At 38.6% G+C, this 22,356-nt stretch carries 17 protein-coding genes; 13 read left to right on the top strand and 4 right to left on the bottom strand.

What is annotated here, in order from left to right; all coding sequences use genetic code 11:
- Window positions 1–466: 466 nt before the first annotated feature.
- Window positions 467–1,651: an IS256 family transposase gene (locus AC2TDL_RS19630; protein ID WP_484696077.1), complete on the bottom strand. Its 1,185-nt coding sequence runs from the start codon at window positions 1,649–1,651 to the stop codon at window positions 467–469.
- A 172-nt stretch (window positions 1,652–1,823) separates the two neighbouring features.
- Here AC2TDL_RS19630 and AC2TDL_RS19625 point away from each other — a divergent pair, with 172 nt between their 5' ends.
- Window positions 1,824–5,375, top strand: a complete 3,552-nt coding sequence (locus AC2TDL_RS19625; RefSeq protein ID WP_484697741.1) for a 3'-5' exonuclease — start codon at window positions 1,824–1,826, stop codon at window positions 5,373–5,375.
- A gap of 128 nt (window positions 5,376–5,503) precedes the next feature.
- Here AC2TDL_RS19625 and AC2TDL_RS19620 read toward each other — a convergent pair whose 3' ends face one another.
- From AC2TDL_RS19620 to AC2TDL_RS19610, 3 genes are all read right to left on the bottom strand, one after another.
- Complete coding sequence (locus AC2TDL_RS19620) at window positions 5,504–6,883, bottom strand: sodium/glutamate symporter (RefSeq protein ID WP_484697740.1); 1,380 nt, start codon at window positions 6,881–6,883, stop codon at window positions 5,504–5,506.
- A 1-nt stretch (window position 6,884) separates the two neighbouring features.
- Window positions 6,885–8,087, bottom strand: a complete 1,203-nt coding sequence (locus tag AC2TDL_RS19615; protein ID WP_484697739.1) for a lysophospholipid acyltransferase family protein — start codon at window positions 8,085–8,087, stop codon at window positions 6,885–6,887.
- A 184-nt stretch (window positions 8,088–8,271) separates the two neighbouring features.
- Complete coding sequence (locus AC2TDL_RS19610) at window positions 8,272–8,727, bottom strand: CBS domain-containing protein (RefSeq protein ID WP_484697738.1); 456 nt, start codon at window positions 8,725–8,727, stop codon at window positions 8,272–8,274.
- A gap of 236 nt (window positions 8,728–8,963) precedes the next feature.
- On the opposite strand from AC2TDL_RS19610, the gene AC2TDL_RS19605 reads away from it, so the two are divergent.
- The 12 genes from AC2TDL_RS19605 (at window position 8,964) to AC2TDL_RS19550 (ending at window position 22,143) form a co-directional block, all read left to right on the top strand.
- Window positions 8,964–11,234 carry a DEAD/DEAH box helicase gene (locus AC2TDL_RS19605; RefSeq protein ID WP_484697737.1) on the top strand — a complete coding sequence of 757 codons (2,271 nt, stop codon included), beginning with the start codon at window positions 8,964–8,966 and terminating at the stop codon, window positions 11,232–11,234.
- Between the two features lie 53 nt (window positions 11,235–11,287).
- Window positions 11,288–12,733 carry a ribonuclease H-like domain-containing protein gene (locus AC2TDL_RS19600; protein WP_484697736.1) on the top strand — a complete coding sequence of 482 codons (1,446 nt, stop codon included), beginning with the start codon at window positions 11,288–11,290 and terminating at the stop codon, window positions 12,731–12,733.
- A 128-nt stretch (window positions 12,734–12,861) separates the two neighbouring features.
- Window positions 12,862–13,665: an HAD-IIA family hydrolase gene (locus tag AC2TDL_RS19595; RefSeq protein WP_484697735.1), complete on the top strand. Its 804-nt coding sequence runs from the start codon at window positions 12,862–12,864 to the stop codon at window positions 13,663–13,665.
- A gap of 57 nt (window positions 13,666–13,722) precedes the next feature.
- A complete protein-coding gene (locus tag AC2TDL_RS19590; RefSeq protein ID WP_484697734.1) occupies window positions 13,723–14,559 on the top strand; it encodes an Fpg/Nei family DNA glycosylase in 837 nt (278 codons plus the stop codon).
- Window positions 14,560–14,586: 27 nt separating this feature from the next.
- Window positions 14,587–14,943, top strand: coding sequence for a cyclic-phosphate processing receiver domain-containing protein (locus AC2TDL_RS19585; protein WP_484697733.1), 357 nt, complete (start codon window positions 14,587–14,589; stop codon window positions 14,941–14,943).
- Window positions 14,940–15,962 (top strand): SAM-dependent methyltransferase, encoded by a 1,023-nt coding sequence (locus AC2TDL_RS19580; RefSeq protein WP_484697732.1) that lies wholly within the window; start codon window positions 14,940–14,942, stop codon window positions 15,960–15,962. The genes AC2TDL_RS19585 and AC2TDL_RS19580 overlap by 4 nt, the downstream gene beginning before the upstream one ends.
- 103 nt (window positions 15,963–16,065) lie before the next feature.
- Complete coding sequence (locus AC2TDL_RS19575) at window positions 16,066–17,748, top strand: serine/threonine protein kinase (protein ID WP_484697731.1); 1,683 nt, start codon at window positions 16,066–16,068, stop codon at window positions 17,746–17,748.
- A gap of 53 nt (window positions 17,749–17,801) precedes the next feature.
- A complete protein-coding gene (locus AC2TDL_RS19570; RefSeq protein WP_484697730.1) occupies window positions 17,802–18,497 on the top strand; it encodes a response regulator transcription factor in 696 nt (231 codons plus the stop codon).
- Window positions 18,497–19,852, top strand: coding sequence for a HAMP domain-containing sensor histidine kinase (locus AC2TDL_RS19565; RefSeq protein ID WP_484697729.1), 1,356 nt, complete (start codon window positions 18,497–18,499; stop codon window positions 19,850–19,852). The genes AC2TDL_RS19570 and AC2TDL_RS19565 overlap by 1 nt, the downstream gene beginning before the upstream one ends.
- 20 nt (window positions 19,853–19,872) lie before the next feature.
- A complete protein-coding gene (locus AC2TDL_RS19560) occupies window positions 19,873–20,733 on the top strand; it encodes a carbon-nitrogen hydrolase family protein (RefSeq protein ID WP_484697728.1) in 861 nt (286 codons plus the stop codon).
- Between the two features lie 49 nt (window positions 20,734–20,782).
- Entirely contained in the window at window positions 20,783–21,448 is a 666-nt protein-coding gene (locus AC2TDL_RS19555) for a GNAT family N-acetyltransferase (protein ID WP_484697727.1), read from the top strand.
- A 20-nt stretch (window positions 21,449–21,468) separates the two neighbouring features.
- A complete protein-coding gene (locus tag AC2TDL_RS19550; protein ID WP_484697726.1) occupies window positions 21,469–22,143 on the top strand; it encodes a GNAT family N-acetyltransferase in 675 nt (224 codons plus the stop codon).
- Window positions 22,144–22,356: the final 213 nt, after the last annotated feature.

The following is a 22,356-nucleotide window of genomic DNA, read 5'->3' as shown; positions in this document are numbered from 1 at the left end:
GGTTGAAACTAATGCATATCTTAACTCACTGTCGAACACATAAGTGTTCTGAGGAAAGCTCAAATATCCCATCTTACATATACGTCTTCTTTAAAAGGAGGAGAAAGAATAAGCTCTTCCTTCGTTACGAGCTTCCAATCATAATGGATAGCTATCAGCAAGAATGATGTTCATTCTTTGTATAGTAACTACGATTTCTGTATGAATTAATATCACTGAAGGCTCGTTCTAGACATAGCTATTGAGGTTGTTTTTTTGAATAAACGTCGATCCTTATTTTATTCTACTAAAATTTACAATATCTGTTTCATTAGCTGTGTTAATATATTTGACAACGTAAGTACGTACAATAACTGCTGTATTTATGAATGATTTAGTTAAATTCTATAAATCACTGTTTAATACTGGAAAGGTAGCGTCAAGAAGTTTGTGTAAATAAAAATAACTTTTACTTGTAGCAGTTGAATTACGTGTTGCTTTTGAACATGGCTTGTAGTTCTGCACGAGCTTGATCAAAGCCAATATGACATCTTGTAGCAAAGCGTTGGTTATAGCCTTCGAACTGTGAAACTAAGAATTTTTCTAGTGCTTCTTCATGAGGAAATTGCTCTTTCCGCTTGGTATATTTCTTGATCTGCTTGTTAAAGGATTCAATAAGATTAGTAGAGTAAATGCTTCTCCAAATCGACTGTGGAAAGCTGTAAAACGTGAAGATATAGGGATTCTCCACTAAGGCTTTCGTTGCTTTAGGATAAGCAGTTTTCCACTTATCACAGAAACGTTCTAGTGCTTCACGACCAGCTTGCTCATCTTTTGCACGGTATACGGTCTTGAAATCATCACAGATCTCAGCACGATCAGACACACGCACTTTATGAGCAAGATTGCGAGCAAGATGAACACAACAGGTTTGGTATTTGGCACCTGGAAAGACCTCGAAAATGGCATCAACCATGCCTTTTAATCCATCAGAAATAAAGAGTAGCACTTCTTCTGTGCCTCTTTCTCGAAGGTCTTGCAGAAGCTCTTTCCACACGTAAGCAGACTCGGTTGGAGCAATGGCATAGCTTAACACTTCCTTAGAACCATCTTCGCGAATGCCAACAGCTAAGTAAACCGCTTCTTTCGAAACGGTCTCACGCTTTACAGCAATGTAGGTTGCATCCAAATAGACGCAGACATAGCGTGTAGCTAACGAGCGTTTCAAGAAGGCATCCACATGCCCTACCATCACTTGCGTCATGTTAGAAATGGTTTGCGGGGTGTAATGATGCCCATACATTTTCTCGATCAGATCAGCGATTTCAGTCATGGTTACGCCCTTTTGGAACATATGAATGACAAACGATTCTAACGTGTCGTTGGATCGCTTGTAGGGTGCTACGGTCTGCTGCTTGAACGCTCCATTACGATCACGAGGGATTTGAAGGTGCAGATCGCCGTATTCCGTATGGAGCGTACGTGTATAGCTGCCGTTACGAGAATTGCCTGTATTGAAGCCTGCACGATCATACTTTTCGTAATCTAGGAAGGCGGTTAACTCGGTTGTTAACAAGTGATTCATCGCTCTTTCGAGGTGAATACGAAAAATTTCAGTCACATCTTGTTTTGTAACTAGAGCTTGGACTAAATCTGTTGTAAAATGATTCATAGGGAAGACCTCTCTCTGTGAATTTTTGTGTGGTAACTCAATTCTACAAGAAAAGGTCTTCCTTTTGCATTTATTCATTTACACATAATATTTTATACTCTCACTGGAAAACTATTATATAATTGAATGATAGTGTTTTGTAAAATTAATAAAGTTCAGGATGGTATCTTATATGATAAGAAAATTATTTGGGAATAATTTCAATAATGAGGACGAAGAGCAAATTGCTTACATAAATTATTTAAAATTACAGCTGAAAGAAGAAAGAAATAAAAATGAGCAAGCTAATCAGTTAATTGACAGAATGCAATCCGAACTTAATGAAATGAGTGGCTATAATCAATATCGCACAGAGCTATTGCAGGAGAGAGAAAAATTAAATGAATTGATAGAGCGAAATAAATTGCTCCTTATCCTTAATGAACAATATAAGGAGCAGCTTCAGGCACAAGAGCAAATTAAAGCGGGCTTAGAAACAAAGAATGAACATTTGCAACAAGAACTTTACGAAATGACGAAAAATTATGAGCAGCTTAAAGAGCAATTTGAACCACTCTTAAAAATGTCTTCTGAGAATAAACAGTTTATTGTTGAAATGAATCAACAATTAGAAACAACTAAACAGCAAATCATTACTGATACAACAAATATCATCCAACAAATGGAAAAAGAAATAAGAGAATATTATCAGAGTCAATTGGATGTATTAAGCAAAGAAAAGAATGAACTTTCCAAAGAATATAGTCAATTACAAGAGCTTTATGCAGAGTCTGAGCAACAATTGAAAAAGACCAGACAGCAATTAAATAAGCTTGAACGTCAGCTATTAGATACTACACAACGAAATTTGAGTGCAGATACAGAGCAAGCTGTAGTTCCAGATTGGGAGCCAGTAGCAGAAATCGAAATAGAAGATCTATTTTCAGAAGAATCAGAAGAAATTGATTTAGTTGAGCAAGCTATTGATGAAGATGAATTTCTTCATTCGATGAATGAGGTGCTTACAGAAAGTGTTTCCTTGATAAACAATTCGACTGTTTCGGAAGCGGGAACTGTTTCGCCGCAAGGAGAGAAACTAACGAAATTTAAGCCTAGAACGGATCAATGGGAATATGAATATTTAGAAAAAGTAATATCCGTCATTGAAAAAATGTATGTTGAGGTAAAGCCGATTAATTTCCGCGATAACTATGAGATTGATTATGCTACTGCCTATGCAGAAAGTATCATTCGTCGCGGTCAAATGAATCAAAATCGAACAGTTGAAAAAATGTTGGACGAACCGTACTTTGGCAGAGTTGATATTGAAAGTGATACATATGGTCAAGAAACTCTTTATATCGGAACATATGGAGTTGATGGATATATTATCAACTGGCAAGCTGATGCAGCTAAAGCATATTACTATAAAACAGTCGGCACCCCTGTTCATTTGGATAAAATGGGTGTAATCACGGTTGACTATATTAGACAAATCGAAATTAGAAAAGGTCAAATCGTTAATCTGCATAGTCCAATTACGGCTGACAACGGCTTTGTTAAGGATGAAGCGCTAATACATGCTTTATCACAAAAGCGTGGCTTAGAAATGAAAGAAATTGTTGCAACCCTGCAAAAGGAGCAATATGACGCGGTTACTTTGCCTATCGTTCAGCCTATTATTATACAAGGTTCAGCAGGCAGCGGGAAATCTGCGATTGCCCTGCACCGACTAAGTTACCTGCTATATAAATATCAAAATTTGAAGGAAGATAGTGTTGCTTATTTAGGCCCAAATGAAGCATTTCTAAGTCATATAAAGAACGTATTGCCGACATTAGGTAACTATAAAGTAAAGCAGTTGACGTTTATGAACTGGGCTTGTGATATTTTAGGGATTTCCACGGCAAATATAACTCGTCATCACGTTTCAGATATAGCGATAGCAAAGGGAAAAGGTTCACTTGCCTTTAGAAATTATGTAGAAAAGAAAGTATATGAACTGATTAATGATTTAAGAAATTGGAGTATTCCTTTTGAAATTGACGGGGTAACTATATCTGTTTTGACTGTATTAAGCGAAATGCAAAACAAAAAGCAGTTAAAAGTGAAGGCAAGAGAAAATGAATACTATAACTATTTCTTCAGACAATGGAAAAAAGAATTTGAAAAGGAAGCGGCATACTATAAGCAAATTGAGCAATGGATTCACAGGCAAAGTGAGCGCTTAGTTGCTCCGATATTAAGCGAGTTAAAGCTGAGCGATAGTCATTTATTTTCAGACAAAATTCCAAACTTGGCTAGAGAATATCATGCTTTAGAAGATAATTTAAAGAAGGTTGAAAAGCTAAATGAATCCAAACTGCTTATTGAGCGCTATCTTGACACTGCAGTAAGCCGAATAACTAGTATTATTGCTGCAGCGTTGCATAAATTAGAAACTGAAGAAATGGTTAATATGATATGGGAAAGAATGGTGGAGTTAGAGTTAAATAAGGAACAAGAGAGCTTTATGCTGCAAGTAATTCATACAAGCCTTGGACCTGTGACAAATATCGACCATCTGATGAGCTCAAGCACTTATTTATCTCGTTTACAAATACTTAAAGCTAACAAAGTAAAAGAGCTTGAACAGAATAAAAACGAAGTTTTCTCACTGGAACATAAAATAAAATGTGAGGAAATTCTAAAACACTGCTTGTATTTATATGAACGAGAACTGTTAAAACGGATTAACAATGAAATGCGCCGTCTTTTCAAAAATGAGTTTGTTCAGCTAAGTGCTAAACAAGAGCCTTATCGAACAGAGCAAAAGCTGGAATTGACAGTAAAAGTAATGGAAAAGGCTGAAAAAGTAATTAAACAGCATGTAAGTGGCGTATTACAACATTTCCGTTACGATAAATTGTTCCAACAAGTAATGGAGTTAGCAGAAAAAGAAGCGATACTTGAAAAACCTACATCTGCCAGTAACAAAGCAAAGTATTATGTTGAGGATTTAGCTGCTTTGCTGCATATTGAATCGATTATTAATGGAATTCCTAAAGAGCAAAAGCTATCTTATCTTATTGTCGATGAGGCCCAAGATTATATGCCTTATGAAATTGCTCAAATGCATGACTTAACTGCTTCTAAAGGTATCATGTTAATTGGCGATTTAGGTCAAAATATAAACCCAGCCAGCAGCTTGCGCAGTTGGAATGAGCTGTATGATATAATTGGTGAGCCGCAAATTTACGAGTTAAAGGCTACCTTCCGTTCTACAGCTGAAATCGTTGAAGTAAGCAATAAAATCATTGAGCCTTTTGCCAGAGGAAAATATCAGCTATCGACACAAACGATGATTGACGGTGAGCCTGTCAATTGGATTCCTGTCAATAAGGCGGCAGAAGAGAAGGAGTTACTTGCTTTACTGGAGGAGCTTGTTTATGAGCAAGATATGGAATCGATAGCTGTAATTGTGAAGGATGAAAGCCTATTAATGCAATACTTTAAGTGGATTGCTCCATATTTTAGTACAGAGATTCAGACGATTAACAATCTTCCTAAAAATGCGAAAGTTATTATTACAACGCCTACCCTTGCAAAGGGCTTGGAGTTTAATACAGTGATTATGGTAAGGTTTGAAAATTATGAGCCTACTGATTTCGATCGCAAGCTTGCATATGTGGCAGCTAGCAGAGCAATTAAGCAGTTATATATCCTATACAATGAGAACAGACCTTTATTAGTTTCTCCATACTAATTTAAAAAGAAAAGCTGATAGTTTTGAAACATTGCAGGGACTTCCAAAAGTTAAAGTAAGCAAATCGAACTTTTGACATAAAGTACCCATTAATGACCAAAGCTATCAGCTTTTTATTTTCACGAGTTTTAACTTGCATTGTTTGCTTTCTGTCTTGTTGTACGGATAAGCAACGCACCGACTAGAACAGCGAAATAAACAGCGATGATAAGCAGCGCTAGCCAATACATTGCAGGCTTGCTTTCTCGATAACCTACAATCGGAATATTGAGAACAAGCATCATAGGAAAGCCAAAAATGATCGCGCTTGCACTGCCTACCACTAAGTTATCTGCGGTATTGGATTGAAATTTTGGATCGACGCCTTTAACAAGAGCCAGCCCTGTTGAAATTGTTCCTGTTAACATGCCATAAAAGCCTAATACGTTTGGCAGTTTATCTTTTGGAAAGGCACGAGGTACTATCCAAAGGATATACATAATGGTTACAACACCGCCTACTGCTGTAAACAGCACAATTGGCAGCGTATATTCCTTAAGTGAATATATCGAAATAGCTGCAATCGAAGCAGTAATCATAAAATCAAAAGCGCAGCCTGAAATTCGTGACAATAAGAAATTATTGGGTGAATGCTCCAGCTTCCAGCCCTTTAGCTCAAGCTTATTTAATGTAACTCGAAAAAGCATTGCGTAAATACTGCCGATAATATAATGAAAACCGATTAATAGCTGAGCAAATGTTTCTCCTGTACTGCCAAGCGGGGTAAGCAATTTATCTGCTCCGTATACTGTTAAATAAGTAATTAAATAAATCACACCGATCATTGCTAGTTGATATGTTAGATTATCAATAGCATCTGCAAGTGGGATTTCTTTGTTACCTTCATTTTGCACAGAAGATAGGCTTTGATCATGCTTATATGTTAAGCTACGTTGATAATCTTTACGTTTGCTAAGAATATTCATTAAAATGATCCCGATGAAGGTTGCCCATACAAAGCCTAAACCAGCTATTGCAAGTCCAATGTTTCCTCCATCTTGAATGCCAAGTGTTTCCCATGATGAGCCGATAGAAAAGGCTTGTCCTGGTCCTTGTCCGAAGCCTAATGGCAATCGCAGTCCAATGCCTTGAAATAAATTGGGATAGACGGTTGCAACTAATATCATCATCATACAAAGTCCAACCAAACCTTGAATTAGATAGGTTGAAACAATAATAAGTCCAGAATTGATAACGCCTGGATTATCGTTTACTTCTCTTTGCTTAAGACTCATAGCAATAAATCCAATACCCATTAGATGATAAACGAGATTGCCAAGCCTGTCCAAATTAAGAGGAATAATATTTAAAAATTCAGGTCCTAAAAACAATCCGAGAAAGCCAGCAAGCATAGCAGTGGGAACAATCCATTTTCTTAAAATTCTAATTTTAGATTTTAAGAACGCGGCTAGTATAATAAGTAAGCAGATATAGATAAAATCTAAGATGAGCTTATAAGTGTCTAACATCTTATTCCTCCGCTGATGGTTGTTGGTAAAGCTCGATTAATTTTTGCCACATATATGCTGAAGATCTCGGGTGAAAAAAGCTTAGTCGATACATTTGATTTTCATAGAAAAAGTCAAGCTTATTATGCATGTTCACATTAACTGATTCAATTTGCTTCAATGGAATGATTAGCTCATCCAGGGTATCTTTCATGCTAAGTGCAAGTGCTTGATCCTTCCAATTTAATTGAGCAGTTCGCTTTTTTCCAAATGGTTTATTATTTTCGGATATAAGCAAATGAACTTCATCGAATATGTTAGTTTCAAGTTCAATTTGCCAATTGATATTGCTTTTTTTATGCGCGATGAATTGAAGCTGCCAGTCGTTCCAATCTTTAATATACTGAAAGTGAAGTTTTTCACTATACTGCTCAAACCAACCAAACTCATTGTAGCGAACCGTATAACGGCAAGCATTGCATTTAAAAATATCGCCCTCTGAATACATATTGCCGATTGCTTCACAATTCGGACAAGCAAAGATATGGCGCTCTAGGTATTGAGCAAGATCTTTTCCTTTAAAACGATACTGATGCTCCTTGTTCCATGCGATTTCATCAAACTGAAGAGCCTCGGATAATGCGAAGTATACTTCCTCAACTGATTTATTGGTAAACGCTCCAGCACCCCATTTCTTTTCAAATGTAATCGACACTTTTCCTTTTCGCTTATTCTCTGCCCAGCGTGGATGACTTAAATATCCGCCTTTAATTTTCGCGATAATGACAGGAATATCTAACAGCTTAACTAATTTGGCCGTTGCATAAACAATTGGCTCACTATATCCATTCCAATTGCGATTTCCTTCAGGGAAAATGGAAATACTTCGATTATGCTTTTTCGCAAGCAGCATACCTCTGATTGTACTGGTATCTGTTCTAGACTTTGTTTTCGAAATTGCTCCCGTATAATCTAATAATTTTTTTAACGCCTTATTTCGAAACAGTGGAGCAGCTGCTACAAAACATAAAGGCTCGTCAACAAAGCAATTAATGAACAAAGGATCCCAATTATTAACATGGTTGGACAAAATGATATAAGGACCTTTTAAGCCAGTGGTATCGTTTTGCTCAACTGTAATGTTATATTTGCTTTTTATATAAGTGCGAATAGGTGATAATATGAGCTTTTGTTCTAGTTTGCTAGGTTTACGTTGGATACTCATTACATCACATCTTTCTTTAAGTTCAAAACAATCCTATAAATAATATCAAATAATTAATTAAAATGTCGAGTTCAAACGAATATACAAAAATAAAATACAGTTTATGTAAAAACAATAGATTTTTTATTGTGAAATATAACAATAACTGCCACTAATAATAGGGCAGTTATTTCAAATGATTATATTACATTAGTCGTTGTTGTTCGGATGTTTTTGATTTCAAAGATATATTGTGGAGAGCATGCTCTGTATCTGATGCTTGTTCTTTACGCGCTGCTGCTATGTCACCTAAAGCAATAACACCGACTAGTTTTCCGTTATCAACAACAGGAAGGCGACGAACTTGATAATGTGCCATAAGATCAGCTGCTTCATCAATACTATCATTAGGTGATACAGTTACAAGCGATTCACTTATTACTTTCTCAATTGATGTAGAGCCAGGATGCTTTTGAGCATAGCCTCTTACAACCAAATCTCGGTCGGTAACTACCCCAATTAATTGAGAGGGGTTGTGCACATCTACTACAGGAACAAAACCAATATCATTTTCTGCCATAATTACAGCAGCTTCATAAATGTTGTCCTGTAAAGTAACCGTTTTGCAATCTGTAGTCATTAGTTCCTTTACTGCTTTCAATTCTAAAACACCTTCTTCTATAAGTTTTAAAATACAGAAAATAGTGTACGTTACAGGAAAAGATATTATACGAAATAAGGATTAGGTAATTCATAGTTAACGTTGCTTAGTGTCGTACATTTTTAATCAAGATCTGTAACATTTTATAATTACTATTGAATCACGAACATGTATTCGATAAACTAGACGTTAGATAAATCGTCTCGGAAGTTTGATCTAATGAAGGAGAGCTTTAAATGAATGAGTGGACGGGTAAAGCGAGAAATATGACGGAATGGCTGGAGCAATTAAAGACGCAGGAGGACATTATGCAAAATGTAACAGAGTGGCGAGTTATTCCTCCGCGTGAAGCAAAGTATGCACCACTTCCAGATAGTCTCCATCCTGAGTTGAAAAAAGCGTTGAAGGCTAAAGGAATTGAGCAACTGTATAGCCATCAAGCTGAAGCTTTTCAAGCAGCAATGGATGGTGGTCATATTGTCACTGTTACACCAACAGCATCGGGCAAAACAATGTGCTACAATTTACCTGTGCTTCAGGAAATTGTTACAAATAATGAGTCACGTGCGCTATATTTATTTCCAACGAAAGCTTTAGCGCAGGATCAAGTTGCTGAATTACAGAAATATGCGGATTTAATGGATTGTGATTTAAAGACGCATACATATGACGGCGATACAGCGCCAAGCATTCGTACTGCAATTCGCAATGCAGGACATATTGTGGTTACGAATCCAGATATGCTGCATTCGGCAATTTTACCGCATCATACCAAATGGGTTAGATTATTTGAAAATATAAAATATATTGTAATCGATGAGGTTCACGCTTATCGCGGCGTGTTTGGCTCACATGTTGCAAATGTGATTAGACGCTTATTAAGAATATGTCAGTTTTACGGCTCGAGTCCGCAATTTCTATGTGCATCAGCAACGATTGAAAACCCAGGTGAGCACGCCTCTCGCTTAATTGGTAAACCAGTAAAAGTGATTGACAATAATGGTGCTCCTTCTGGAGAAAAGCACTTTATTTTTTACAACCCTCCTGTAGTTAATGAGCAACTTGGCATTCGTCGTAGCAGTGTGTTTGAAACGAAAAAGCTGGCTAGTGCTTTAATTAAGCAAGGGGTACAAACCATTGTATTTGCTCGAAGTCGAGTGCGGGTTGAGCTGTTGCTAACATACTTACAGGATTTGACGGAACATAAAGTAAATGATGGCAGTATTCGCGGCTACCGTGGAGGATATTTGCCAAAGCTAAGAAGAGAAATCGAAAAAGGCTTACGTGACGGCTCAATTAAAGCGGTTGTTAGTACCAATGCTCTTGAACTCGGAATTGATATTGGTCAATTGCAAGCTTGCGTGTTAAATGGCTATCCAGGAACAATCGCAAGCACTTGGCAGCAATCTGGGCGGGCAGGAAGACGCAATGAGGTATCGGTAACATTTCTCGTTGCAAGCAGCAGTCCGCTTGATCAATATATGGTAAAAAATCCGGACTACTTTTTTAACCGTCCGCCAGAGCAGGCACTTATTGATCCTGATAATTTGCTTATTTTAATTGACCATGTAAAATGTGCTGCTTATGAGCTTCCTTTTAAACGCGGTGAGCAATTTGGTGCCGAATCGTTAGAGGATATGATGGAGTTTTTAACTGAGGAAAAGGTTCTGCATCATGTTGGCGATACATGGTATTGGATGGAGCAATCATTCCCTGCTCACAACATTTCACTTAGAACAGCTGCGGGTGAAAACTTTATCATTATCGATATAAGTAATAAGAACAAAGTCATAGGTGAGGTAGATCGCTTTAGTGCGCCGACGCTTATTCATGAAGAAGCAATATATATCCATGAAGGGGTACAGTACCAGGTTGAAAAGCTAGATTATGAAGAGAAAAAAGCGTACGTGAGAGAAGTGGATGTTGACTATTATACAGATGCCAATCTAGCTGTCGAGCTTAAGGTGCTTCATGTCGATAAGCAGAAGAGTTATGGACATTTAGAGCAGTACTATGGAGAAGTTACAGTGAATGCACAACCGACCATTTTTAAGAAAATTCGTTTACGTACACATGAAAATATCGGTTCCGGCCCGATTCATTTGCCAGAGGAAGAACTGCATACGGCAAGTTATTGGTTTACATTTTCAGATGAGATGACGGCACAAATGACAAAGGAGCAAATGCAGTCGGCATTAATGGGACTTGCAAATGTATTAAGCAATATTGCTCCGCTATATTTAATGTGCGATCCATTTGATATTCGCGTAGTCCCGCAAATTAAGGCTGTGCATTCAGGTAAGCCAACGATCTTTTTCTATGATCGTTATCCAGGCGGGATTGGTTTAAGTAAAAGACTGTATGAAATTCATAGCGAACTAATAAGGAATGCCGAAAAGTTAATTAGTGGCTGCGGCTGTATAAGTGGTTGCCCGGCATGCGTTGGACCAATTGAAGAAGTAGGAATTATAGGTAAACAGGTTGCCTTACAGTTGTTGAAATGCTAATAAGTTAAATTAAACTAGAGGCTGCCGTCGTAACGAAAGGAGGGTGTGCAGAGATGAGTACGTTGCGAGCTCGCTTACAGCGATTACAAGGGAAAGCAAATGAGCAAAAGTCGATAGAAGCGCAAGCAGTCGAACCGGCTCAACAGACTGAACTTACTCAACAGAAATCTGATCAACAATATAAGGAGCAAGTTGATGAATACTCATCTCTACAGCTTGCTGATGAGACGGCTTGTTCAGCTTTGCCCTTCGTGGAAGAAAGGAAGCAAGAGCATGTCTATCATTCGTTACTGAAGCTTTCGTCAATTCCTGCTGAAGAGCTGTACTGCGATAAATGGACAAAGATGCATGTACAGTTAGCACATAATGAGTTTGGCAGCTTCTTGCTGCGAACGCTGCATGTGAGCGCTAATGAGGCGATCGGGATGCATAAGTTTAGGGAATGGCAGGAGGCAGGAGAATTTCTCAATGCCTTCTATCCCGATAATCATGCTAATCATACTCAGTTTTTGTTTCTCGATTTAGAGACGACAGGCCTTGGCAGCGGTGCAGGCAATGTACCGTTTATGGTTGGACTAGCCTTCTGGGATAACGATGGAATTACCGTGCAGCAGGCGCTTATACGACATCCAGCAGAGGAGCGGGCGATGTTAGCCTATGTTCATCATCTAACTGCATATTTTACTCATCTCGTTACATATAACGGGAAAAGCTTTGACTGGCCTTTAATACATAGTCGTTTTGTAATGAATGGTATGAGACAAAAAATATGGGAGCCTCTACATGTTGACTTGCTGCACCCGTCGCGAGCCATTTGGCGCAACACACTGGAATCATGTAAGTTAAGTCATATTGAAAAAATGCGATTAGGAATTGTCCGTTTGGATGATTTGCCGGGCTCAGAAGCACCGACAAGATATTTTCAATTCTTGAATCAAAATGATCCTGAGCTGTTATATGATGTATTTCGGCATAACGAGATTGATATGCTTTCATTAGTAACCCTTGCGATTCGCTTTGCACATCTATTAAGTAATCGAGAACTTAGTAGTGTTGTACAACAACCAAGCGATCCTGAGGAAATGGTGCGCACAGGCTTGTGGCTTGAAAAGATGGGAAATAGCATGCATTCTCAGCAATTGTTCGAACTTGCTGCCTATATTCCTAGGCAAAAAGCAGCAACGCTTATGCTGTTAGCTATGCGCGATAAAAAAATAAATAACTATGAGCGAGCGATTATGCTTTGGCAAAGAATCGTTGATTATAATAGTTATATTGTCACAAGAGAGCAAGTAGAAGCAGCAATTGAGCTCTCGATGTATTATGAGCACAAAACAAAGCAATATGATTTAGCGCTATATTATGCCGAGTTAGCGCTTGATAAGCAGCATGATATGGTAACGAGTACTCGCAGATCTGCTGCACAAAAGAAAAAAGAGATCGAGCAACTAGACAAACGAATCAATCGTTTAAAAAAGAAGACAGGTAACTCTGTATAGATTTTCAAATGTGTGTTATCTTGTAAATGATGCAATTTCTTTATTCTGTTGATGAACTGAAAAATATGGGAATAAAAATAATCGTGTTATACGAAATGGGATAATGGATGAGACTGGAGAATGAGCAAATGACAGCATTGTACGATCGCTACAAAGCGTTACTTATAGATCTTGATGGTACGGTATATCATGGCGATACACCGATTGAAGGGGCTAGTAATTTAATTGATGGTTTAAATCGACATAAATGGAGCTATCGCTTCGTTACAAATAACTCATCAGCTACCCCCGAGCAAGTTGCTGAACGACTATGCAAAATGGGAATGAAGACAACCCCTCAGCATATATGTACTTCTGCTCAAGCAACTGCTGCATACATTAAGCAAAATTACAAGGAAGCTCGTGTCATGCTAATAGGTGAGCATGGCTTGCGTCAAGCGTTAATCGAGCAAAATATCGAAATTGTTGAGCAAAATCCAACGGTGGTCGTACAAGGTATCGATCGCCAATATACGTATGAGAAAGGCAAGCTTGCTGTTCAAGCGATTCGCGCTGGTGCAGATTTCCTTATGACTAACCCTGATTTACTTCTTCCAAGCAATGAGGGCTTAATTCCAGGCGCAGGCTCTATTGGAGCGATGCTGGAGGCAGCAAGCGGCAAAAATCCGATAATTATTGGAAAGCCTTCGCGAATTTTAGTGCAATTTGCTTTAGATCAATTACAATGTGAGGCATCCGATGCATTAATGATTGGTGATAATATGTTAACAGACATTTCATCAGGTATTCAGGCAGGCTGTGACACTGCACTATTATATACAGGAATTACAACAGCTGAAAATTATGAGTATTATCGTCAATTAGCAAATTGCGAACCTACTTATCATTATGCGAATTTACAGGAGCTTAGAGCAGCGTTGCTAAATGAATAATATACTGTTATTGCTCGGGGCAACGTTGTTGTCAAGGCAATTAGGAGGCAATCGAACATGTATGAATTACCAGAATTAGAAGTGATCAAAGCAGTTATTACTGAGAAATATGCAGGAGCTGCTATTACAAATATTGTATGCAATACAAAGGTAATTACCGGAAGTAAAGCAAAGCTTATAGAAGAGCTGAAAGGTGCAACGATTTGGTTTGTCGAGCGTCGTGCTGGACATCTTGTTTTGCACTTAGATACCGGAAAACGATTAGTTATTTATCTTGCACATAATTCTTCATTTTATGGAGGAGAGGCTGGTGAAGCTTTGCCAGCAGGTCAAGATTTTGTCGTTCAATTTGGCGAGCGTTACATGACTTTTGCAAAGTTGCCTGCCAATGCTGTGCAGCTTATGACTGTGCGAGAAGTAGAGGAGCTGTTAAAAGCTTGTGCACTTGATCCGCTAGATAAACGTTTTACACTGTCTTATTTACAAGCTCAATTGCAGAAAAAACGCAGCTCGCTAAAAACTTTTTTGCTTGATGCAACGGTAGTATCGGGAATTGGAGCTGTGTATAGTGATGAAATTTTATATGCTGCAAAGCTTCATCCAGCGCGTAAAGCAAATAGCTTGACAAAGGAAGAAATTGAACAGCTTTATGAGGCGATCCGCGAAACATTAAAGGCAGCTATTGCCGATGGCGGTATGCGTGTTCAGCCTTTATATTCTCAAGATAGCTTAACAGGAAGTTATTCAGAAAAATTGGCTGTATACGGGCGAGATGGACAGAAAGCGCCAGACAGTGATGACTTAGTTGAGTTAATTACCGTAGCTAGACAAAAATGTTATGTATGCTTAGCTCAACAGCCATTATCAACAAATGCAACATCTCTTTTAAGGTAATGAAAAGATGCAAAGGAGTCTAGGTTCATGATTCATGTGTATTTAGATGATTTTCGACAATGTCCGGATGGGTTTGTATTTGCGAAAAACGCAGAGGAATGCAAACTTTTAATTGATTTAGAACAAATAGATATTTTATCACTTGATTATGATTTAGGCTGGAATGAACCAACCGGATATGAGGTCGTGAGGCATCTAATTGCTGGTGGCAAGTTTCCTAGACGCATTTATTTGCATACATCAAGCATGTATGGCAGACAACAAATGTATGATGCACTTCGTCATGCAATTACAGATGACGTTCAATTATATGCTCGCCCAATGACGAAAAGCGAACTGGATGAAGTGGCGATGCAAGCAAAAATAGAAAGAGGCAATGTATGAGCAAGTGGATAGGCACATCGAATCACGGTTTTTCTCCCTACGGCATGGATGAACTGCGAAAACTGTTTTCAAGTATACAGTTTAAACAGCTTGTTCCCGGTGAAATATATCAATTTGAAGTAGAAGAAGAAAATGATGAAGCGCTGCGGAAGTTTTCGCAAAATGAATTAATTTTTGTTAGGCATATTCAGCCGATTGATCGTGAGCTAGTCATTACCGGAGATGAACAACGTGATGCTAACACAGTTACGGAAATGATCTCTTATATTGAAAGCTCAGTAGCTAACAAAAACGTCTCGGTTCATATTCGTACGAGCAAACGACACCAATTAACGCTTAGCAAGCAAGGCTTAAAGGAAGTGTTTGCTAAAGCGTTAATCGAAGCTGGTGCAACGGTAGTTGTACAGCAGCCGCAACTGATTATTGCTGTTTTTGTACATGAAGAGCAAATGCTTGTTGGCTTTGCCACACCAGAGGAAATGGGCTCAGATTGGCCAGGTGGCGCGATTCGTTTTCAGCGTGAAGCAGAGCAAATTTCTCGTGCAAAATTTAAACTGTTAGAAGCAGAAAAAGTGTTTGGCATAGATTATAGTAAATATGAATCGGCAATTGATGTTGGCGCCGCGCCTGGCGGTTGGACAAGCCTGTTGCTAGAGCGAGGCTTGAAAGTAACAGCAATTGATCCTGCAGCGATGGATGAACGAATTGTTCACCATCCTAATTTAACTCATTTACGGATGAATGCATCGGCAGTTAAATTACCAAAAGCAAGCTTTGATCTGCTAGTATGTGATATGAGCTGGAGCCCGCTTGAAATGAGCAAGCTAATTATGCAGCTAAAAGGCGCATTAAAGCCGCATAGCTTTGCAATTATTACTGTAAAGTTATTGCATAAAAAAGCGCTGCAAAGCATTCGTGAAGTAAGAGAGCGTTTAAGCTCAGGTTTCACGGTGCTAGCAGCAAAACAGTTATTTCATAATCGTGAAGAGATTACGTTATTTTTGCAAAAAAAAGATTAAACTTAATGATTTTCAGAAAAGCATTCTGAATTAGATCTAATGTCTAATTTTAGAATGCTTTTTTTGTTTGTTATTTTTGGAAATTAGAAATGGAGGAATTTAGATGTCTATTGAAGCTGGAGCAATTATCAATCAACGATATGAGGTAATCGGAATGCTGGCAGTCGGTGGCATGGGCGAGCTTTATACTGTGCGTGATCTTCATTTAAATGGAGTAATAAGGGTATTGAAGATGCTAAAACATGTGAGCGAAAGCAGCATTGAGCAGCAAACGATTGCCAGTGAGGCAAAACTTCTTATTCATTTGAAGCATCGAGCTTTACCGCAAATCTTTGATTATAATATTTGTGCGATACGGCAAACTCCATTTATTGTGATGGAGTGGATAGATGGGATACATCTTGGGCAATGGCTAAAGCAAAATAGTAAATTTATCAGTTTATCGTTTATTTATTATGTTGCAATGGAGGTTTTGGATGCTTTAAGTTATTTACATGCACAGCATCCGCCGATTATCCACCGTGATTTGAAACCGTCGAATATTATGCTTAGTAGGGACGGAGCGGTTAAGCTAATTGATTTTGGCATCAGCAAGCAAACGTATGCCACCTTACAAGCTGAGACGCTGACAGATGAAACAATCGCCTTTGGTACGAAAGGTTATGCCGCTCCTGAACAAATACTTGGAAAAGGAACGGATGAACGAACCGATATTTACAGCTTTGGCGCGGTGCTACTCGCGATGTTAGGAATTGAACCCAAAACCGTTGTGAATGGAATGGACAACTCAATCCAACTTCGAAATCGCTTTTCTGCACTTCATGCCACTTTAAATTTTTCAGTACCAAAGCCATTGCGAGAGTTAATTATTGATTGTATGCAGGAGCAAGCTGAACATCGTCCACAGCATATTTTTGAGCTAAAGCAACGATTAAGGGAACTATCCCAACTGCATCAGATTGCGATAACCAATCTCGAACGAGAGCAGGTAAAACAGATTATTAAAAGTAATTGCTCAAGCTTTTCGCAGCATCGAGGGAAAGCAATTGCAGTGCTAAGTGCTCATCCGGGGGCTGGCAGTACCTTGCTGGCATTATCAATAGCAAGCTGGTTTGAGCAGCAAAAAATGAACTTTAGCTATATTGAGCATCGTATAAAGGATGCTGAATTATTTTACAGCCTGCAAGTCTCAAATAGTTGGGATACGACTTACCATTATCAAGAGCAGGCAATGGGACACTATATGGCAGAAGAGGAGCATTCGCTAGAAAAAGGCTTTATTTGTACAGCAGGAAAAATCGGCAGCTATTTTATTGCTAGTCCACTTATGAAACAGTCTACTGAGCAGCGATTTATGTTGACTTCGCAGCTAATTTTACAAAGCACCTTGCAGCGAGATGTAATCATTGACTACTCTTCTCATTGGGATGTCTTGCAGCTTCCTGCTATAGTACAGCAAGCAGATTACCTTGTTATCGTAAATAGCCCGTGGTTTATTCGCCAGGCGCCGCTATTTATGTCAAAGCTAGCTGCATTACTGCAATTAGCTGAGCAAAATAAGTGTCCACTTATTTGGGTTAGCAATCGAGATCAAAGCTTTCGTGGTCGCAAAGAATGGCTTAGACTTCATGGACAATTAGATCATCTTATTATTCCTGAGTTAAACCCAAAATCACTGCTTTTAGATTTATGGGAGGGTACCAATTTTCCACCTTATCAATCGACCAGAAAAGCACTTTATAAGTATTTAATGCCATTAATAAAGAAGGTAATTCGCTTGCATTAATAGTATTTTTTCTATTATGATGAATGTATGAGGAAAGAAAGGGGTGCAACACGATGGGTGAAAAAATATTAGTCGTCGAAGATGAAGCGGGAATAGCTCGCATCTTACAGCTAGAACTAGAACATGAAGGCTATGAAGTTGGAATTGCATCCGATGGTAAGCAAGGCTATGAAATGATTAATAGCGGTGAATATGAATTAGTATTGCTGGATGTCATGTTGCCGAAAATGAGCGGTATTGAAGTGCTTCGCCAAATTAGACAATCTGGTAATTTGATCCCGATTATATTATTAACTGCTCGTGACACTGTGCCGGATAAAGTTAGCGGATTTGAACACGGAGCAAATGATTATATAACAAAGCCATTCGCTGTTGAGGAGTTATTGGCGAGAGTACGTAATATATTAAGGATATTTAAGCAAAAATCTAAGGAGACGGAAGGTTCGGATACAATTACACTTGGTGATTTGAGCGTTGAACTTAGAACTCGAAAAGTTACTCGTAAAGATAATGTAATTGAACTGACACCGCGTGAATTTGAGCTTCTCGTCTTTTTACTTGAGCATGTAAACGAAGAAAAATCGCGTGAAGAAATATTGTCAGAGGTATGGGGTTACGACTTTATAGGCGAGACGAATCTAGTTGATGTGTACATTAGATATCTTAGACAGAAATTGGACAAGGGGTATCGCTACAAGCTAATTCATACAGTTCGTGGCGTTGGTTATATGATCAAGGAGCCAGATTAATGACACTGCGAAAACGATTTACGTTGTTTACTATTTTTTGGTTAATATTGATACTTATCTTTTTTAATATCTTTGTATATTTCTATGTCATAAAGATTACAACAGAGAGCGAAGAAGAGATTATAGCTAATAAAGTTAAGCTGCTCTTAGAAAATCCGCGAATTCAAAGCGGGCGCGGCTTAAATAGCGCAGATTTATTAAATGAATATTATAATGCGAATGAAATGATTCGTATTGTTAGTCCTAATAATCGTGTAGTTAATATTGTCGGATCAAATGAGATCCTTCTAGATCTTCCAGCGGAATATAGTAAGTATCAAAAGACTGGTATGTTTACGAAAAGTGGCGAACGTATTATATATTCTCGTGTACCTTTGTTTGAGGATGGAGAAGTAATCGCCATGCTGGAAGTGACAAGAATTTTGGATGAGTTGGACGATTATTTGCAAATCCTGATTGCAGCGCTAAGCGTAACGAGCGGTGGTGCAATTTTGTTTGCTATTTTCGGAACATACTGGTTTACCTCAAGATTAACAGAACCGATTTCTCAAATGGTAACAACAATACGTGAAATCGATCGCAGTGGTAAGCTACGAAAAATAGATCTTGGGGATCGAGAGGAGTCTGCTGAATTACAGCAGCTTATTCGTGCGTTTAATCAAATGATCGATCGCTTGGATCGCACATTTGAGCGGCAAAAATTTTTTATCGCCGATGCTTCGCATGAGTTAAAAACGCCGTTGACTGTTATTTCTAGCTATGCCAATATGCTAAAGCGTTGGGGAGCAGATGATGAAAATATTCGCAAAGAGGCAATTGAATCGATTGCTCGCGAAACGACTCGCCTACAAAGCTTAACTAAGTCAATGCTTACCTTAGCAGAAGCTGAACAGGAAGATTGGCTGACGCTAGAAACTTTTGATGTTGTACCAGTCATCGAAGAAATTGCTACGATGATGGAGACGACGTTCCAGCGGACGATAAGAGTTAAAGCTTTAAATCATAATGTGCGAATGGTAGGAGATAAAGATAAAATTCAGCAGCTCCTTGTTATCTTAATAGATAATGCAATCAAATATTCGAAAGAGCCAATTGATATTTCTGTTGCCCTTTCTAAAGGCATTGTAAGAATTGAAGTGAAAGATAAAGGGATCGGTATTCCTGAAAATGAAATTGCTCATTTATTTGAACGATTCTATCGCGTCGATGGTGCAAGAGCACGTTCGACTGGCGGTGTAGGCTTAGGTCTTGCAATTGCTAAACGAATTATTGACTTGCATGAAGGAAAAGTTGAAGTGTTTAGTATAGTTAATTTAGGTACTACCATTACATTGCAATTTAAACAACGCAAATAAGTGATGAAAAGAGGCTGATCATGAAATATCGTGTAGGTGCGGTACAGTATAAATTACAAGATATTAACTCGTTTCAGCAATTTGCTGAACAAGTTGAGCATTATGTGCGTAATGCAACAGAATATGGCGTGCAGCTATTGCTCTTTCCAGAGTTTATGACGACGCAACTGCTTTCTATTCCAAATGAGCTAGGGGAAGCTCAAAGCATTGAGCAACTTCCTAGCTACACCGAAGCATATTTGTCTTTATTTCAGTCTTTAGCAGCAAAATATCAAATACATATTATTGGCGGGACACATGTTGTAGCTATGGCTGATGGAAAAAGACGTAATGCAGCGCATTATTTTTCGCCAGAGGGAGAAATTCAAGTCCAGCATAAAATTCATTTGACACCTACTGAGGTAGAAGAATGGCAAATGAGCGCCGGTGACGGAGTTAACGTTTTTGCTACTCCATTTGGAAAAATTGCAATGTTAACTTGCTACGATATTGAATTCCCTGAAATCGTCAGAATGGCGAGAGCACAAGGTGCCGATGTTATTTATTGTCCTTCCTGTACCGATGACCGTCATGGCTTTCATCGTGTACGCTATTGCTGCCATGCTCGTACTATTGAAAATCAAGTTTATGTTGTTACTACAGGTACGACAGGGGCATTACGCAGAGTTGACTTTATGCGAGCAAACTATGGTCAAGCAGCAATTATCGCTCCTAATGACATTCCTTTTCCGCCAGGAGGAATTATTGCTGAGGGCGTCATTAACGATGATATGTTAGTCGTCGGAGATCTTGACTTAAGCTTATTGGAAGAGGTTCGTAAAAAGGGATCGGTTATGACTTGGCGCGACCGACGTACAGATTTATATACTGACTGGTCATAAATGGATACGATCCGTAAGTTTCAGAGGATAAAACGGAGGGAGTAGGTCAGTGATGTTTAAACAACTGTACGTGCTTCAGGACGGAAAGCCAGAGCTAGTAACGATCCGAAATTATAATTTGGATGATACTAAGCAGCTTATTGATGTGCAGCGACAAAGCTTTCCGCCGCCTTTTCCAGAGGAGTTATGGTGGAATGAGGAACAATTGAAAGAGCATACTAGTCGCTTTCCCCAAGGAGCAATATGTGCAGAAGTAAATGGAACAATTGTTGGTTCGATGACAGGACTTATTGTAAATCTTGCTGATTATGGTCACCAGCATAGCTGGAGTGAGATTACCGACGATGGTTATATTCGCAATCATAATGATTCTGGAGATACGCTCTATGTAGTCGATATTTGTGTTGTTCCTTCTTATCGCAAAGCTGGTATTGGCAAATGGTTAATGCAGTCGATGTATGAAACAGTTGTTCATCTCGGCTTAACCTCTTTGCTTGGCGGCGGGCGAATGCCAGGGTATCATCGGTATGCAGCTGAGTTATCTGCTCAAGCATATTTGGATAAAGTCATTGCAGGGGAAATTAAAGATCCAGTAATTACATTTTTACTTCGTTGCGGAAGAGTGCCAGTTGGTATTGCAGAACATTATTTAGAGGATGAAGAATCACATAATTATGCTGCTATAATGCAGTGGCGTAATCCGTTTAAACAATAAAAATTTGGGGAGGGACTTCATTGTTAACCTATTATCGTATTCAATCTATTGATGATCAATATTTTCCAGCTTTTCATCAATTACTAAGCTCGATTTTTCCACCAGAGGAAGTACTAGCGTATGAGCTTTGGAGAGAACCTTTACTAGACAGCAGCATCCATGTATATGTTGCGCTTCATGAAGGTAAAGTAGTAGGGGCTACAGAATATCGTTATTACCCTGAGCTTTCTGTTGCAATGACAGACTTTACAATTATTGGTCAAGCTAATCTTGGCATAGGTCGTTTTTTAATGCGGCAACGTGAAAAAGATTTACAGCGTATTGCTGCTGAAGCAGGAAGCAGCTCATTAGGAATGTTTGCAGAAATTTATGATCCGTTCCGTGCACAAATACATGAGTTTGGCGGAGTTTCATTAATGAATCCAATAGTGCGTCGTGAAGTTCTTTCTCATATCGGTTTCAAAAAACTTAATTTTCCTTATGTGCATCCATCCTGGGATTTGGAAGGTAATGCAGTATCTGAACTTGATCTTTGCTTTTTACCAACTGATGAAGAGAGAACTGAACTTCCAGCGAGCTTAATCGCAAACTTTCTTGAAACATACTATTCTGCCATCTCTAATAAACCTGAGGCATGGATAGAAATGGTGAAGGCATTAAAAGCGAAGGAAAGCGTAGAGCTATTGCCGTTATAACATCATTGTATGTTCTTCAAAACAGCATATGCTTCTCTTATATTCCTAAAAATCATTACGCTTTTTAGCGGAGTTAAGATTGAAAGATTGGCAATCTCCTTCATCGCAGAAGGAGATTGCTGCTTTTACTAACGAAATAATGCAGGGTGTAAGAATATAAGGCGAGGAGTCGTGTGCATTGAACAGCCTCATTTCTTTTTTCTCAAATCTCAA

The sequence above is a fragment of the Paenibacillus sp. plas6 genome (assembly GCF_057221655.1).
The sequence above is the reverse complement of the archived record's forward strand: the minus strand, read 5'-3'. Positions and strand labels throughout refer to the sequence as shown.

Excerpts from the sequence above, each read along its gene's own strand:
- AC2TDL_RS19625 (WP_484697741.1), top strand. The coding sequence starts at position 1,824 with ATGATAAGAAAATTATTTGGGAATAATTTCAATAATGAGGACGAAGAG.
- AC2TDL_RS19585 (WP_484697733.1), top strand. The coding sequence starts at position 14,587 with ATGATTCATGTGTATTTAGATGATTTTCGACAATGTCCGGATGGGTTT.
- AC2TDL_RS19575 (WP_484697731.1), top strand. The coding sequence starts at position 16,066 with ATGTCTATTGAAGCTGGAGCAATTATCAATCAACGATATGAGGTAATC.
- AC2TDL_RS19570 (WP_484697730.1), top strand. The coding sequence starts at position 17,802 with ATGGGTGAAAAAATATTAGTCGTCGAAGATGAAGCGGGAATAGCTCGC.
- AC2TDL_RS19560 (WP_484697728.1), top strand. The coding sequence starts at position 19,873 with ATGAAATATCGTGTAGGTGCGGTACAGTATAAATTACAAGATATTAAC.
- AC2TDL_RS19565 (WP_484697729.1), top strand. The coding sequence starts at position 18,497 with ATGACACTGCGAAAACGATTTACGTTGTTTACTATTTTTTGGTTAATA.
- AC2TDL_RS19605 (WP_484697737.1), top strand. The coding sequence starts at position 8,964 with ATGAATGAGTGGACGGGTAAAGCGAGAAATATGACGGAATGGCTGGAG.
- AC2TDL_RS19620 (WP_484697740.1), bottom strand. The coding sequence starts at position 6,883 with ATGTTAGACACTTATAAGCTCATCTTAGATTTTATCTATATCTGCTTA.
- AC2TDL_RS19630 (WP_484696077.1), bottom strand. The coding sequence starts at position 1,651 with ATGAATCATTTTACAACAGATTTAGTCCAAGCTCTAGTTACAAAACAA.
- AC2TDL_RS19615 (WP_484697739.1), bottom strand. The coding sequence starts at position 8,087 with ATGAGTATCCAACGTAAACCTAGCAAACTAGAACAAAAGCTCATATTA.
- AC2TDL_RS19580 (WP_484697732.1), top strand. The coding sequence starts at position 14,940 with ATGAGCAAGTGGATAGGCACATCGAATCACGGTTTTTCTCCCTACGGC.
- AC2TDL_RS19595 (WP_484697735.1), top strand. The coding sequence starts at position 12,862 with ATGACAGCATTGTACGATCGCTACAAAGCGTTACTTATAGATCTTGAT.
- AC2TDL_RS19600 (WP_484697736.1), top strand. The coding sequence starts at position 11,288 with ATGAGTACGTTGCGAGCTCGCTTACAGCGATTACAAGGGAAAGCAAAT.
- AC2TDL_RS19590 (WP_484697734.1), top strand. The coding sequence starts at position 13,723 with ATGTATGAATTACCAGAATTAGAAGTGATCAAAGCAGTTATTACTGAG.